This window comes from Bradyrhizobium sp. C-145, from assembly GCF_023375135.1.
In the GTDB taxonomy this organism is placed as follows: domain Bacteria; phylum Pseudomonadota; class Alphaproteobacteria; order Rhizobiales; family Xanthobacteraceae; genus Bradyrhizobium; species Bradyrhizobium zhanjiangense.
Map to the genome: position 1 here is coordinate 449,922 of NZ_CP088150.1, position 13,452 is coordinate 463,373.

Annotated in this window: 14 protein-coding genes; 4 read left to right on the top strand and 10 right to left on the bottom strand. The window is 64.7% G+C overall.

The features are described from left to right. Positions 1-89 precede the first annotated feature (89 nt). From LRP30_RS02005 to soxX, 7 genes are all read right to left on the bottom strand, one after another. A complete protein-coding gene (locus LRP30_RS02005; RefSeq protein WP_249759179.1) occupies positions 90-548 on the bottom strand; it encodes a hypothetical protein in 459 nt (152 codons plus the stop codon). Continuing rightward, complete coding sequence (gene soxB, locus LRP30_RS02010; RefSeq protein ID WP_249759180.1) at positions 545-2,296, bottom strand: thiosulfohydrolase SoxB; 1,752 nt, start codon at positions 2,294-2,296, stop codon at positions 545-547. Before soxB ends, LRP30_RS02005 begins: the two co-directional genes overlap by 4 nt. 140 nt (positions 2,297-2,436) lie before the next feature. Next, positions 2,437-2,745, bottom strand: a complete 309-nt coding sequence (locus LRP30_RS02015; RefSeq protein ID WP_249759181.1) for a hypothetical protein — start codon at positions 2,743-2,745, stop codon at positions 2,437-2,439. Further along, positions 2,742-3,605: a sulfur oxidation c-type cytochrome SoxA gene (soxA, locus tag LRP30_RS02020; RefSeq protein WP_164934866.1), complete on the bottom strand. Its 864-nt coding sequence runs from the start codon at positions 3,603-3,605 to the stop codon at positions 2,742-2,744. Before soxA ends, LRP30_RS02015 begins: the two co-directional genes overlap by 4 nt. Next, positions 3,605-3,916 (bottom strand): thiosulfate oxidation carrier complex protein SoxZ, encoded by a 312-nt coding sequence (gene soxZ / locus LRP30_RS02025; RefSeq protein ID WP_128930839.1) that lies wholly within the window; start codon positions 3,914-3,916, stop codon positions 3,605-3,607. The genes soxA and soxZ overlap by 1 nt, the downstream gene beginning before the upstream one ends. A gap of 11 nt (positions 3,917-3,927) precedes the next feature. Continuing rightward, positions 3,928-4,419 (bottom strand): thiosulfate oxidation carrier protein SoxY, encoded by a 492-nt coding sequence (soxY, locus tag LRP30_RS02030; protein ID WP_091887206.1) that lies wholly within the window; start codon positions 4,417-4,419, stop codon positions 3,928-3,930. 22 nt (positions 4,420-4,441) lie between these two features. Then, the gene (gene soxX / locus LRP30_RS02035; RefSeq protein WP_128930841.1) at positions 4,442-4,795 is read right to left on the bottom strand and encodes a sulfur oxidation c-type cytochrome SoxX; all 354 of its coding nucleotides are present in this window, start codon (positions 4,793-4,795) and stop codon (positions 4,442-4,444) included. 260 nt (positions 4,796-5,055) lie between these two features. On the opposite strand from soxX, the gene LRP30_RS02040 reads away from it, so the two are divergent. Then, positions 5,056-5,730, top strand: coding sequence for a DUF938 domain-containing protein (locus LRP30_RS02040; protein WP_128930842.1), 675 nt, complete (start codon positions 5,056-5,058; stop codon positions 5,728-5,730). An 11-nt stretch (positions 5,731-5,741) separates the two neighbouring features. Here the strand turns inward: LRP30_RS02040 and LRP30_RS02045 are convergent, their stop codons facing one another. Then, a complete protein-coding gene (locus LRP30_RS02045; protein WP_249759182.1) occupies positions 5,742-7,811 on the bottom strand; it encodes a prolyl oligopeptidase family serine peptidase in 2,070 nt (689 codons plus the stop codon). 189 nt (positions 7,812-8,000) lie between these two features. Here LRP30_RS02045 and LRP30_RS02050 point away from each other — a divergent pair, with 189 nt between their 5' ends. Together LRP30_RS02050 and LRP30_RS02055 are read left to right on the top strand one after the other, a co-directional pair. Next, positions 8,001-9,248: an MFS transporter gene (locus tag LRP30_RS02050; RefSeq protein WP_249759183.1), complete on the top strand. Its 1,248-nt coding sequence runs from the start codon at positions 8,001-8,003 to the stop codon at positions 9,246-9,248. A 144-nt stretch (positions 9,249-9,392) separates the two neighbouring features. Then, positions 9,393-10,649, top strand: a complete 1,257-nt coding sequence (locus LRP30_RS02055) for an MFS transporter (RefSeq protein WP_249759184.1) — start codon at positions 9,393-9,395, stop codon at positions 10,647-10,649. A 252-nt stretch (positions 10,650-10,901) separates the two neighbouring features. On the opposite strand, the gene LRP30_RS02060 is transcribed toward LRP30_RS02055, so the two are convergent. After that, positions 10,902-11,396: a VOC family protein gene (locus tag LRP30_RS02060; RefSeq protein WP_249759185.1), complete on the bottom strand. Its 495-nt coding sequence runs from the start codon at positions 11,394-11,396 to the stop codon at positions 10,902-10,904. A gap of 90 nt (positions 11,397-11,486) precedes the next feature. Continuing rightward, complete coding sequence (locus tag LRP30_RS02065) at positions 11,487-12,032, bottom strand: carboxymuconolactone decarboxylase family protein (RefSeq protein ID WP_249759186.1); 546 nt, start codon at positions 12,030-12,032, stop codon at positions 11,487-11,489. A 136-nt stretch (positions 12,033-12,168) separates the two neighbouring features. Here LRP30_RS02065 and LRP30_RS02070 point away from each other — a divergent pair, with 136 nt between their 5' ends. After that, entirely contained in the window at positions 12,169-13,368 is a 1,200-nt protein-coding gene (locus tag LRP30_RS02070; protein ID WP_249759187.1) for an acyl-CoA dehydrogenase family protein, read from the top strand. Positions 13,369-13,452: the final 84 nt, after the last annotated feature.

Consider the following 13,452-nt stretch of genomic DNA (forward strand, 5'->3'; position numbering starts at 1 on the left):
GGGGCCGCGGCGTACCGGATTCCCCGCCTGCGCAGGGAATGACAGCGAGGGCGCTGCGGCGGCGTGCCACAAACTCCGGACAGCCGCCCCTACGGCCGCACCACCGTGTACCCGTTCTCCGCCAAAAACAGGATCTGCCCGACTCCGACCTGCACCGGCGTCGCAGCTTGGATGAACTCCGGCCGCTTGCCCGTCTCCCGCTCGAGCGTGTCGACGGTGTTGAGGCAGATGTCGAAGCGCACGCCCTGTGCGATCAGGCTCTCGACCTGCTTGCGGCGCTCGCTGCCGGATAGCAGCAAATCGATGCCGGGACCGAACGCCACCACCTCGATCGCGATCTTGTCGGGGTCGTAAGCCTTCAGCAGATTGTTGGCGACGCTCAAGACCAGCGCCTGCTTCCTCGCATCGCCGTCGGAGAGCTGGAGCACGACCTTGTGCTCGGCGAACGGCTTGTCCTGCAGCGGCAACTGCTGGGCAGAAGCCTGTGGGATCGCTGCCCAGACGAGCACTGCCAGCAGCATCGCGGATAAGTGTTGCGACCGCATCATCCCTTTGCTGCAATGCCTGGATTGCCCTCGACCCCTTTCAGCGCGACGCCGGAGCCGAGCCGCTCCTGAAACATCCGGCCCGAGCGCAGATATTTGCCGACGACGTCCCACACCGGCGCACCCTGCTGGCCGTTGATCGAGGCCCAGCCTGCGACCTTGTAGCGATGGCTGGCGCTGAGCGCCGCGCCGCTACTGAGCTTCAGCTCGGAGATCCGGCTGCCGATCGCGGCGTCCGGCGTGCAAGTGTAGCTGAGCCCGCCGGCGCGCACCATGTCGCCACCCTGCTGGTAATAGGGATCCGCGTTGAAGAGGTTGTCGCAGATGTCCTCCAGCACGTCCTTGATCTGTGCGCCGGTCATCTCCTGCACATAGGTCTCGGGATAGCTGATCGCGGTTTCCGCGAGCAGATCCTCCATGGTCAGCGCCTGGCCTGACAGCGCGGTGACGCCCCAGCGGAAGCCCGGCGACAGCGCGATCTCGGCATTGAGCTCGGTGCGCAGCGCCGTGCAGATCAGCTCGTCGACGGGCCCGGAGAAATTGCCGCGGCGGTAGAGCAGGCGATCGGGCGTTGCAATCTTCTCCGACCAGTCGGTCACGTGCGGCGCGCGCAGCCGGCCGATCAGCTCGGCCATCCCAGGATCGGGCTTCAGCAGCTCGGAGAAGACCGGCAGCAGGTGATAATGAACGTCGCTGACCTTGCCCTTGCCGATCGCGAGATCGAGCACGGCCAGAAATTTTCCGTTGGAGCCGGCATTGGTGACGAGCGTGGTGCCACCGGCGTTCTTCACGGGAATCGGCTGCGGCACCGCGTCATGGGTATGGCCGCCGAGGATGACATCGATGCCGGTGACGCGGCTTGCGAGCTTGAGGTCGACGTCCATGCCGTTGTGCGACAGCAGGATGACGGCATCGACCTTGTCGGTGCCGCGCAAGGCATCGACATGCTTCTGCAACTCCTCCTCGCGGATGCCAAAGGTCCAGTCCGGCGTGAACCGCTTGGGATGCGCGATCGGCACATAGGGGAAAGCCTGGCCGACGATTGCGACGCGATGGCCACCGAGCTCTTTGATGATCGACGGCTTGAACACGCGCCCGCTGGCCTTGTCGAAGGCGGGGGCGTCGTTGAACGCGGCCTCTTCGCTCAGGAACACGTTCTGCGCCAGAAACTCGCCCTTGAAGCGCTCGAGATTGTCGCGCAGCGCCTGCTCGCCATAGGTGAATTCCCAATGCCCGGTCATCGCCTCGATGCCGAGCAGATTGGCGACCTCGACCATGTCGCGGCCCTGCATGACGTTGGCGAGCCCCGTGCCTTGCCAGAGGTCGCCGCCGTCGACGAGCACCGAATGCTTTTCCCCGGCGTCGGCGCGCAAGCGGTCGACCAGCGTCTTCAGATGGGCAAAGCCGCCGAGCTTGCCGAAGCGGCCCGCGGATTTCTCAAACTCGAAGCAGGTGAAGGCATAGGCATCCGCACTGTCGGACCGGATGCCGAAGCGCTCCAGGAAGGCGCGCCCGACCAGATGCGGCGGCCGCCCTGCCATCTCACCGATGCCGATATTGACGCTGGGCTCGCGAAAAAAGACTGGGTTGAGCTGCGCATGCGTGTCGGTGATGTGCAGAATGCGCGCATTGCCGAAGCGCTCGATGTCATAGATGCTCGCAGTGTCGGCGCCGCGCGCGAGCCGCGGCAGTCCAACAGATGCGACGGCAAGACCTGCGCTCTTCAGGAAATCGCGGCGCCGGATGGCCATCTCAAATTCTCCGCGCCCCCGACGCTGTCGACTGTTCCACAAGCATGATCCGCTTTAGCGCAAAGTGTGGTGCGGCTTTCCGACAAGATCGTGCTCAAAGAATGATCTGGAGCACGATGTTCTCGCGCGCCAGGCCCAGTCTAGCGGATTTCCATCGCCTTCCAGGCTTCTTTTTCGGAATTTGCCTGAAAGATCGACGCCTTCGCCAGCGCCTCGGCCTCTTTCGCTGCGGCGAATGCGCGGTCGAAATCGCCGCCCTCAGCCGCCTTCTTCGCCGCCGCCAGGGTCGAGATCGTCGTGGTCCATTGGTGACGCAGGCTGGCCGCCTCCTTGGCTGCGGCTTCCGCGGCGGCATAGGCGGCCTTGTAGTCCGCTTCCGTTGCCGCATGCGCCGAGGGCAGCGCGATGGTTAACGCAAGCAATATGGCGAGGAGACCTGTCCGCTTCATGGCCGCGCTCCCGGCCCCGAGATCGGCAGGCCGTTGGCGACGTAGGAGAGGAAATATTCGACGTCGCGATATTCGTCCGATTGCGGCTCCAGCGGAACCGCGCGGGTCTGGCTGTTGCAGGTGACGAAGCGGCGGCTGGTCGTGCCCATGCCGCTCCATTCGGACCGGTAGATCGGCATCGCGTTGAGGATGCCGAGCGCCGGCGCCAGGGTCTCGGCACGGATGCGCTCGCCCGGGCTCTGCACGTGGCAGCTCGCACAGGAGAAGTTCATCTGGCCGCGGCGGGTGTAGAAGTAGCGCTTGCCGTTCTCGAACGCGGCGAGCGCGCGGGGGTCGTCGGGGATCTTGATGTCCATCGGCTTGCCGCGCGAGGTGAAGGCCATGTAGGCCGTCAGCGAAGCCATCTCGTCCTTGACGTAGGAATAGGGCGCTTCGCCATTGGCCTCGCGGCAGCGGTTGAGCGCGAGCTCCAGCGTGACGACCTTGCCTTCCTTCGTGTCGAAATAGGGATAGTTCTGACGGATGCCGATGCCGCCATTCGGGAAGCAATCGGCATAGGTCTTGCCGTTCTTGAACGGGGTGGCGAACATTTCCTTGCCGGCATCGAGCGCGAACTCATAAGGAGGGAATTCCTCCTTCTCCTGCCACTGCCGCTTCATGTCCTCATTCATGGAATAAGGACCGTTGACGAAATCCTCGTGCTTCACATTCGGAAACTTCTGGAAGAAGAAATTCTGGAACGCCTTAGCATCGGCGACGGGATCGACCTTGTCGGCCGCGACGACGCGCGGAGAGGTGAGGGCGAACGCAACGAGCGCGGCGCTGAGCGAGCCAAGCAGGAGGGCAGATCGGGTCTTCATCACGAAATCTTCGCGGTGGTCGTATCCGACGCACCCTTATTGTCGCTCCAGGAGATCTTGAGCTCGTCGCCCTTCTTGGCGCCCTTGAAGCTGAATTTGACGTAAGGGTCCTTGGAGACCGCAGTGCCCCAATTGGCGACGAAGACGTCCTTGCCGTTACATTCGAACTTCAGCTCCTGGATGAAGTGCGCCGGGATCAGCTCACCCTTGGAATCCTTGACCAGGCCGGTATCCATGGGGTGCTGAATCAGCGCCTGCACCTCGGTGATGTCGCCGTTGGCGGTGGCGCGTACGCGAATGCTGGATGCCATCTCGGTTCTCCTTAGCCGCCGCAGCCGCCGACGGTGACCTTCACTTCCTTGGTCGCGCTGTAGAGCTTGCCGTCGGCCTCGACGATGGCGACCAATTTGGTGGTCTTGGCCATCTTCAGCCGGTTGGCGACGCCCGGGATCGTGCCGTCGGCGATCTTGTAGGACGCTGCGAGCGCAAACGGGTTCTCGGCCACGAAGAACGAGATCGAGGTGACCTTGTCGAGCGTCGTCGTCACCGAGACCGGCACCACGCCGCCGTTCTCGGCGATCTCCGGCGCATCCAGCTTGACCTTGTCGGACGGCTCGGCCGCCTTGCCGTAGAGCGCCTTGATCGCGTCGGCCTCACTCTTCTGCTTGAAGGCCTCTTCAGGATATTTGTCGTTCGCCGCCGCGCGCGCAGGGCTGGCTGCGAACGGCAGGTTGCCAAGGCCGATCAGCGCGACAGAGGCCGCGCCCTGAAGGATCAGGCGCCGCGTCGGGTGAGGGCCGGTGGTCGTGGTCATCTCAAGTTCTCCTGGCCGGCCGTTACAGCGTTTGCAGGAAATCAACGATCGCGTTGATTTCCTGTTCGGTCAAAATCCGGTTCCGGCCGAACGGCGGCATCATGGTCTGCGGATTGCGCTTGGTCTCGTCGAAGATGATCGCGGCCAGCTCGTTGCGGTCGGGGTACTTTGCCTTGATGTCCTTCAGCTCCGGCCCGATCGTTCCCGGCAGGTCGCCGCCCTGGATGACGTGGCAGGTCAGGCAATTGCCCTTGCCGCGCTCGAAGGCGAGCTTCCGGCCCTCGGCCACGGCGGACTGCGCCCGCGCCGGGCTGGCGAGGCCGGCGGCAATGGCCAGCAGGAGGAACAGGACGGACGTCCGGGACAAGGCAGTCAAGGCGGTATTCCGAGGCGTTATGGCGATGATCTGATCGCGGAAATAAAGGCGTTCCAAAGCATAAAGGGCATCGCCTGACAATCGAGACTATGCACCGAGCAAAATGGAGTTAATATCTTCCGCATTGTAATTAAAGAGATTATTGGTTCGGCCGATTTGGCCCCAACAATTAGGACAATTGGCGCGGGCCGGCTTTTTCCAGGGCGCTTTGGTGCCCATCCTGTTTTCAACGCGTTCTCGTGTTTTCAAGGGGACCTCACTTGACCGAATATCTCGTCGAATTTGGCAGGGACGGCGGACGGGTCGAACCGGATGGCCGGCTCGATGCGCCGGCGTTCCATCGCAATCACGAGCCGATCTGGGCGGCATTGGAAAAACATCTCGCCGGCTTGACCGGCAACGTGGTCGAGCTCGGCAGCGGAACCGGGCAGCACGTGGTTCATTTCGCCCGTCACACGCCCGGCCTGATCTGGTGGCCGAGCGACCTCAACCAGCGCCATCTTAAGAGTATCGAGGCCTGGCGCGTTCATTCGGGGCTCGCAAACATCCGCTCGCCCTTACGGATCGATCTGACCGATCCCGATTGGTGTCCGGAGATGAAAAGCGGGCAGGGGCCGACCAGCCTCGCCGCCGTGTTCTGCGCCAACGTGATTCACATCGCGCCATGGAGCGTGGCCGAGGGCCTGTTCGCCGGCGCCGGCCGCTATCTGCGGGCCGACGGCAAGCTGTTCCTCTACGGTCCGTTCAAGCGCCACGGCAAGCACACCGCGCTCAGCAACGCGGTGTTCGACACCTCCTTGCGCGAAGGCAATCCCGAATGGGGCGTGCGCGACATCGGCGACGTCGAGGTGCTGGCGCAAGGCGCAGGCCTCCGCCTCGTCGATACCATCGATATGCCCGCGAACAATCTCACGCTGGTGTTTTCGCGGGACTGAGCGCGAGGCCGTCAGGCCTCGCCATCTTTCCACCCGATCTTCTCTTTCAAGAACCGGAAACCCAGCACCTCGAAGCCGGCGCGCTCCTTGTTGTCCTTGCCGTAGCCGTGGCCGCCTGCCGCGGGCTCGTACAACCAGGCCTCATAGCCCATCGCCTGGAGCTTGGCGGCCATCTTGCGCGCGTGGCCGGGATGGACGCGGTCGTCGCGCCGCGTGGTGGCGATCAGGATCGGCGGATAGGTCTGGCCGTCCCTCACATTGTGATAGGCCGAATAGGTCTTCAGCCACGCCCATTCGTCCGGCTTGTCGGGGTCGCCATATTCCGCGATCCAGCTCGCGCCCGCGAGCAACTTCGTGTAGCGGCGCATGTCGATCAGCGGGATGGTGCAGAACAGCGCGCCGAAACGCTCGGGGTAGCGCACCAGCATGTTGGTGATGAGGATGCCGCCGTTCGATCCACCCTGTGCGGCGATGCGCTTGGCCGTCGTCACGCCGCGCCGGACGAGATCGGCGGCAACGGCTGCGAAATCGTCATGCGACAGCTTCTTGCCGGCGAGCCGGCCGGCATCGTGCCAGCGCGTGCCGAACTCGCCGCCGCCGCGCAAATTGGCCTGCACCGTCGTGCCGCCGCGCTCCAGCCACAGCTTGCCGAGCGAAGGGTTGTAATACGGCTTCACCGAGTGTCCGAAGCCGCCATAGGCGCTCATATAGACCGGCGCATCGCCGGCCTCCGCCGCGGGGCCGGTCTGGACATAGGGAATGCGCTCGCCGTCGATCGAGATGGCCTCGTGCTGCGTCACCACGAGGCCATCGGCGGTGAACGTCCTCGGCGCTTGCTTCAGCATGGTCGGGTTGGTGACGCCGCGTGCGATCAGCAGCAGTGACGGCGGCGTCAGCGGATCCTGCACATTGGCGAGCAGGTCGCCATTGCTTTCGGACGGATGGCGATCGAGCGGCCAGACGTCGACCACGCCGATCTGCGGCAGGCCGGGAAGTGTGTCGCGGCTCCAGCCGGCGGCGGACGGCGTGCAGATCTCGAAGCGCGGGCGCAGCTCGTCGAGGATTGACAGCACGAGCTTGCCCGCCGCCCAGAACAGACCTTGCAACGCGCGCCGCGGCGCCGGTTCGAACAGCACTGAAAAATCGCGGCTGCCGGCGAGGAACGCCGACAGCGGGATGCCGAGCACCGTGTCAGCGGTATAGGTCCGGCCTTCGATGGACCAGTCCTTGCGCAGCTTGATCGCGAACCAGTCGCCATGCGCCTGCATCCAGATGCCGGTCGGCAGGTCGAGCTTCGTCGTCGTGCCGGCGGCATCGCGCAGCCAGATGGCGTGATTGAAGAAGTCGATCTGATCGACGAGCCAGGCCCGCGGCTCCTCTCCGGTGTCATCGGCGCTGCCATAGATCATCATGTGATCGGCGGCGGTCTCGATGATTGTTTGCGCCTGATCGACAGGCTGCCCGCGCCGCCACAGCCGCACGGTCCTCGCATATCCCGAGCTCGTGGCCATGCCCTCGCCATGGGCGCTCGACAGCAGCAGCGTGTCCGTATCGAGCCAATCCACGCCGCCCTTCGCTTCCGGCAGCGTGAACCCGTCGGCGACGAAGCTCTTGGTGTCCATGTCGAACTCGCGCAACGTCACGGCATCGCTGCCGCCGCGCGACAGGCTCAGAATCGCCCGCGAGCGTCCCGGCATCGTGACGATCTGGCTCAGCAGCCAGTCCTCGCCTTCGCTCGCCGCAAGCTGGTCGATATCCAGCATGGTCTCCCACGCTGGGTTCGCTTTGCGAAACTCCGCCAGCGTCGTCCGTCGCCACAGGCCGCGCGGATTGGTGGCGTCCTTCCAGAGATTGTGCAGATCGCTGCCGCGCCGGCTGACATAGGGAATGTTGTCGGGCCGATCGTAGATCGCGGCGAGCGTGTCGCGGTCGCGCTCGAAGGCTTTGCCGCCGAACGCGTTGAGCGTCAGCTGATTCTGCCGTTCGACGAAATCGAGCGCCTGCGTGCCCTCGATCTCCTCCAGCCACAGCCAGGGATCGTCGTCGGGAGCGCTGAGCGTAGGCCTGTCGTCGACGGTCATGAGCAAAACTCCAGCAAGATCGCGGCGGATAGGATTTGATCGAGCGCAAGCCGTCAAGGGCGCGGCCCGCTATCATCCGTCCGATTGCGTCACGGGCATGGCCCGCGTCCGTTTGCGCCGGTTGCCCGCCCATCAGCGCCCCTCCATAGTGCAGGGAATCAACGAGAGCCCTTTGGGCCGGAAATACCGATGTTAGATGTGACCGCGACTGCCGAAATCGCCGACGACACGCGCGCGCGTGCCAATGTGGTGCGCCTTGCCGCCGCGCAGGCGCTGACCGGCGCCAATTCGGCGGTGATCTTCGCCACCGGCTCGATCGTCGGCGCCACGCTCGCACCCGACATGTCGCTCGCGACCGTGCCGCTGTCGATGTACGTGCTCGGGCTCGCCGCCGGCACGCTGCCCACCGGCGCGATCTCGCGCCGCTTCGGCCGCCGCGCCGCCTTCGTCATCGGCACGGGCCTCGGCACGCTCACCGGCCTGCTCGGCTGTTTCGCGATCCTGCACGCCTCCTTCGCGCTGTTCTGCATCGCGACCTTCCTCGGTGGTCTCTATGGCGCGGTGGCGCAATCCTATCGCTTCGCCGCCGCCGACGGCGCCAGCGCGGCGTATCGGCCCAAGGCGGTGTCCTGGGTGATGGCGGGCGGCGTGTTAGCCGGCGTGCTCGGTCCACAGCTCGTGCAATGGACCATGGACGTCTGGCAGCCTTATCTGTTCGCCTTCAGCTTCCTGGTGCAGGCGGCGGTGGCGCTGGTCGCGATGGGCATCGTCGCCGGTGTCGACATGCCCAAGCCCGCGGCGGCCGATCTGCATGGCGGACGGCCGCTGCTCGACATCGTGACCCAGCCGCGCTTCATCGCGGCCGCTTTGTGCGGCGTCATCGCCTATCCCATGATGAACCTGGTGATGACCTCGGCGCCGCTCGCCATGAGGCTGTGCGGCCTCAGCGTGTCCGATTCCAATTTCGGCATTCAATGGCACATCGTCGCCATGTACGGACCGAGCTTCTTCACGGGTGCGCTGATCGCGCGCTTCGGTGCTCCGAAGGTCGTTGCGGCCGGCCTGCTGCTCGAGGCAGGCGCCGCCGGCATCGGTCTTTCTGGAATCACCGCGATGCATTTCTGGGCGACGCTCATCGTGCTCGGCGTCGGCTGGAATTTCTCCTTCATCGGCGCCTCCGCGCTGGTGCTGGAGACGCACCGTCCGCAGGAGCGCAACAAGGTGCAGGCGTTCAACGATTTCCTGGTGTTCGGCATGATGGCGATCGGCTCGTTCTCCTCCGGCCAGCTGCTCGCCAATTACGGCTGGTCCGCGGTGAACATGGTGGTGTTCCCGCCGGTGGTGCTCGGCCTCGCCGTGCTGTCGCTGGCGTCCTGGGCGCGCCGCCGCAAGGCGCGCCTGGACGCTGCGATGGGCGAGTTCCCGGACGCGATCTGAGTTGGCAGGAGGCTGTCAGCAGCGTTGATGCTTCGATCGCCGTCGAAGTGATTTTCGGAGCCAGTATCGTTACATGATGCTCGTCATCGATTGGACGAGCGTAGCCAGGCAAGCGCTCGCGGGGGAAACCAAGGAGAAGCGCGAATGCTCGACAACCCCCGTCACACCGCTCCCGTCGACGAATCCACCCTCCGCTACGAAGGCTGGCATATCGTCGCGGTCTGCTTCCTGCTCGCGACCTTCGGCTGGGGGCTCGGCTTCTACGGCCAGAGCGTCTATGTCGCCGAGCTCCAGCGCGCGCATGGCTGGTCGGCCTCACTGATCTCGTCCGGCACGACCTTCTTCTATCTGTTCGGCGCGCTGCTGGTCGTCTTCGTCGGAGAAGCCGTCCACAAATACGGCCCGCGGCTCTGCCTGATTGCGGGCACGCTGGCGATGGCGGCGGCCGCTATCGCGATCGGCGCGGTGCGCGAGCCCTGGCAGCTCTACCTCGCCAATGCGGTGCTCGCCTTCGGCTGGGCCGGCACCAGTCTCGCCATGATCACCAATACGATCAGCTTGTGGTTCGATGCCAAGCGCGGCATGGCGATCAGCCTCGCGCTGAACGGTGCCAGTTTTGGCGGCATCGTCGGCGTGCCGCTGCTGGTAGCGTTGATCGGCCATGTCGGCTTCGCCAGCGCGATGTACGCCGCCGCCGGCGCCATGCTGGTGCTGCTCCTGCCGGTCATCCTCATTCTCGTCGGCCGGCCGCCTGATCTTCACGGCTGGCATGCAGCGGCGAAGCCGAAGCTGCAATCGTCGACGCAGATCCGCGCGCAGGCGCTGCGTGACGTCGGCTTCCTCTCGGTGACGATCGCCTTCGCGCTGGTGCTGTTCGCGCAGGTCGGCTTCATCGTGCACCTGATCTCGTTCCTCGATCCCGTGATCGGCCGCGAGCGCGCGGCGGTCGCCGTCGCCGTGCTGACGGCGATGGCGGTGGTCGGCCGCGTGCTGTTCTCGCTGGTGATCGACCGCCTCAACCAGCGGCTGGCCTCGGCACTGTCGTTCCTCAGCCAGGCCGCGGCGTTGTGTGTCGTCATCAACCTGCACAACGACTATGTGCTGATCGCGGCCTGCGCGGTGTTCGGCTTCTCCGTCGGCAACCTCATCACGCTGCCGTCGCTGATCGTGCAGCAGGAGTTCGACAGTGCCTCGTTCGGCGTGCTGATCAGCCTGAACACCGCGATCAATCAGGTGACCTATGCGTTCGGCCCGGGCGTCGTCGGCTTTTTGCGCGACCTCTCCGGCGGGTACGCGCTGCCGTTCTATCTCTGCATCGCGCTGGAGGTGGCGGCGGCGGCGCTGATCATGGTGCGGGGAGGCCGCAATCGAAGCTCTCGTAGGGTGGGCAAAGGCGCATAGCGCCGTGCCCACCATCTGTCTCTCCACGCGTGCCGCAAGAATCGGTGGGCACGCTTCCGCTTTGCCCACCCGCCGGGACCTATGTCCCAATAACGCGACGCCGCTTCAACATACTCCGTCATTGCGAGGAGCTCGCGACAAAATTGCGGAGCAATTTTGCGCTGATGCGACGAAGCAATCCAGACTGCCGCCGCGGTGACAGTCTGGATTGCTTCGCTGCGCTCGCAATGACGAGCGGAGATGCAGCGGAGCTCACGCCTCCCGCTGCTTCAGCAAATCCTCCACGTCCAGCCGCTTCGTGAACATCGCAAGTTTGCCGTCCGGCCCGAACGGCCATTGCTCCCTCGGCTTGTCCCAATACAGCTCGACGCCATTCTGGTCGGCGTCGCGCAAGTACAGCGCCTCGCTGACGCCGTGGTCGCTGGCGCCGTCCAGCGCGATGCCGGCCGTGAGCACCCGGTGCAGCGCATCCGCCAGCGCCGGCCTGGTCGGATACAGGATCGCGGTGTGATAGAGCCCAGTCGTGCCGGGCGGCGGCGGCGAGCCGCCCTTGCTCTCCCAGGTGTTGAGCCCGATGTGGTGGTGATAGCCGCCGGCCGAGATGAAGGCCGCGCCCGAGCCCATGCGTTGCATCAGCTCGAAGCCGAGCACGCCGCAATAGAAGCCGAGCGCGCGATCGAGATCGGCGACCTTGAGGTGAACGTGGCCGATCCTTGTGCCGGCGGCGACGGCTGGGCTTTGCGACATCTGAATGCTCCGTTGTCGAACCCCACATAAGCCGGGTCCCGGGACAGTGCTATTGGCCGATCTGGAAACCTATCGTTTCCGAATGGGAAACTAAGCCAGCTCCGAGACCTCGCCCTCCGGCAGGCCAAACTCGAACGTGTTCAGCGTCATCGACACCAGCGTGTAATAGCCGCACAGCCCGATGACCTCGACCACGCCGCGTTCGCTAAGCACCTTCACCGCCTCGTCATACAAACCCTTCTCGACGCCGTGTCCCTCATGCAGCGACTTTGCGACGTCGTAGATCATCTTTCCCTTGGGATCATCGAACTCAGGCGTGCGGCGGTCGCGGATCGCCTCGATGATCTCGAGTTTCATGCCGCCCGCAAGCGCCAGGCGCTTATGCGCATACCATTCGTAATGCGCGGTCCAGTGCCGCGCCGTCACCAGGATCGCGATCTCCGAGAGCTTTGCGGGAAAGATCGTGTCGAAGCGCAGGACCTCGCCGAGCCGCGTGGCGTGGCGTGCCATCTCCGGGCTATTGAGCCAGGCCATCATCGGCGCCGGCGGCTTGCCGCGCTTGCCGGCAATCGACTCGTCATAGGTCTGGCGCTGGCTCTCATTCATTTCGCCTGGCGAAAGAAGCTTTAGGCGCATTCTCGTTTCCTCTTTGTTTTCAAGCTCGCCGTAAGGGCGACTATAGCCGAATGCGGGCTGCGGAAGTGGTTGAATTCCACGGAGCGATGGCTCAGAGTCGGCGGCAACAAGTCGATTTTGATTGATGGAAACGACCATGAGCGACATTGAGACTGCCGATCTCGAAACATTCCGCAACGAGACGCGCGCCTGGCTGGAAGCCAATTGCCCGCCGGAGATGCGCAAGCCCGCGACGTCGGACGCCGATGTGTTCTGGGGCGGGCGCAACGCAAAATTCTCGTCCGAGCCGCAGCGCATCTGGTTCGAACGCATGCGCGACAAGGGCTGGACGGTGCCTGATTGGCCGAAGGAGTATGGCGGCGGTGGCCTCAGTGCTGCCGAGCACAAGGTGCTGCGCGCGGAGATTGCCAGAATCGGTGCGCGTCCGCCGCTGTCGAGCTTCGGCATCTGGATGCTCGGGCCGGCGCTGCTGAAATACGGCAACGAGGCGCAGAAGAAGGAGCACCTGCCGAAGATTGCCGCGGGCGAGATCCGCTGGTGCCAGGGTTATTCGGAGCCGAACGCCGGCTCCGATCTCGCCTCGCTGCAGACCCGCGCCGAAAGCGACGGCGATGACTTCATCATCACCGGCCAGAAGATCTGGACATCCTACGCCAATTACGCCGACTGGATCTTCTGCCTGGTCCGCACCGATCCCGCGGCCAAGAAGCACGACGGCATCAGCTTCATCCTGTTCGACATGACCTCGAAGGGCGTCTCGACCAAGCCGATCCTGTTGATCTCCGGCTATTCGCCGTTCTGCGAAACCTTCTTCGACAATGTCCGCGTGCCGAAGTCGCACGTGGTCGGCACCGTCAACCGCGGCTGGGACGTCGCAAAATATCTGCTCCAGCACGAGCGCGCGATGATCTCGGGCATGGGCGAGCGCGGCGTCGGCCGTCCGCTCGGCCAGATCGCGGCCGACTCCGTCGGCACCGACGCGCTGGGGCGGCTCGACGATGCCATGCTGCGCGGCCAGATCGCGCGCTTCGACGTGGATGAGGCCGCGCTTGCGGCCTGTGCCGAGCGCGCAGTCGATCTCGCCAAGGCGGGGCAAGCGCATCCGGCGTTCTCGTCCGCGATGAAGTACTACGGCACCGAGCTCAACAAGCGTCGCTACGAGATCTTGATGTCGGCCGGCGGCGTCGATGCGCTGGAATGGGAGAGCGAGCGCTCCAAGCAGGGCGCCCGCCCGCGCGCCTGGTTGCGCACCAAGGCCAACTCGATCGAGGGCGGCACGTCCGAGGTCATGCTCGGCATCGTCGCCAAGCGCATCCTGGATCTGCCGGGGGCGTGAGGCACACTCTCACCATCGTCATTCGGGGGCGCGCAACGCGCGAGCTACGATGCGCAATTGCGCATCTGAGAATCCATCTCACGG

Excerpts from the sequence above, each read along its gene's own strand:
- LRP30_RS02005 (WP_249759179.1), bottom strand. The coding sequence starts at position 548 with ATGATGCGGTCGCAACACTTATCCGCGATGCTGCTGGCAGTGCTCGTC.
- soxB (WP_249759180.1), bottom strand. The coding sequence starts at position 2,296 with ATGGCCATCCGGCGCCGCGATTTCCTGAAGAGCGCAGGTCTTGCCGTC.
- LRP30_RS02015 (WP_249759181.1), bottom strand. The coding sequence starts at position 2,745 with ATGAAGCGGACAGGTCTCCTCGCCATATTGCTTGCGTTAACCATCGCG.
- soxA (WP_164934866.1), bottom strand. The coding sequence starts at position 3,605 with ATGAAGACCCGATCTGCCCTCCTGCTTGGCTCGCTCAGCGCCGCGCTC.
- soxZ (WP_128930839.1), bottom strand. The coding sequence starts at position 3,916 with ATGGCATCCAGCATTCGCGTACGCGCCACCGCCAACGGCGACATCACC.
- soxY (WP_091887206.1), bottom strand. The coding sequence starts at position 4,419 with ATGACCACGACCACCGGCCCTCACCCGACGCGGCGCCTGATCCTTCAG.
- LRP30_RS02045 (WP_249759182.1), bottom strand. The coding sequence starts at position 7,811 with ATGACCGTCGACGACAGGCCTACGCTCAGCGCTCCCGACGACGATCCC.
- LRP30_RS02050 (WP_249759183.1), top strand. The coding sequence starts at position 8,001 with ATGTTAGATGTGACCGCGACTGCCGAAATCGCCGACGACACGCGCGCG.
- LRP30_RS02055 (WP_249759184.1), top strand. The coding sequence starts at position 9,393 with ATGCTCGACAACCCCCGTCACACCGCTCCCGTCGACGAATCCACCCTC.
- LRP30_RS02060 (WP_249759185.1), bottom strand. The coding sequence starts at position 11,396 with ATGTCGCAAAGCCCAGCCGTCGCCGCCGGCACAAGGATCGGCCACGTT.
- LRP30_RS02065 (WP_249759186.1), bottom strand. The coding sequence starts at position 12,032 with ATGCGCCTAAAGCTTCTTTCGCCAGGCGAAATGAATGAGAGCCAGCGC.
- LRP30_RS02070 (WP_249759187.1), top strand. The coding sequence starts at position 12,169 with ATGAGCGACATTGAGACTGCCGATCTCGAAACATTCCGCAACGAGACG.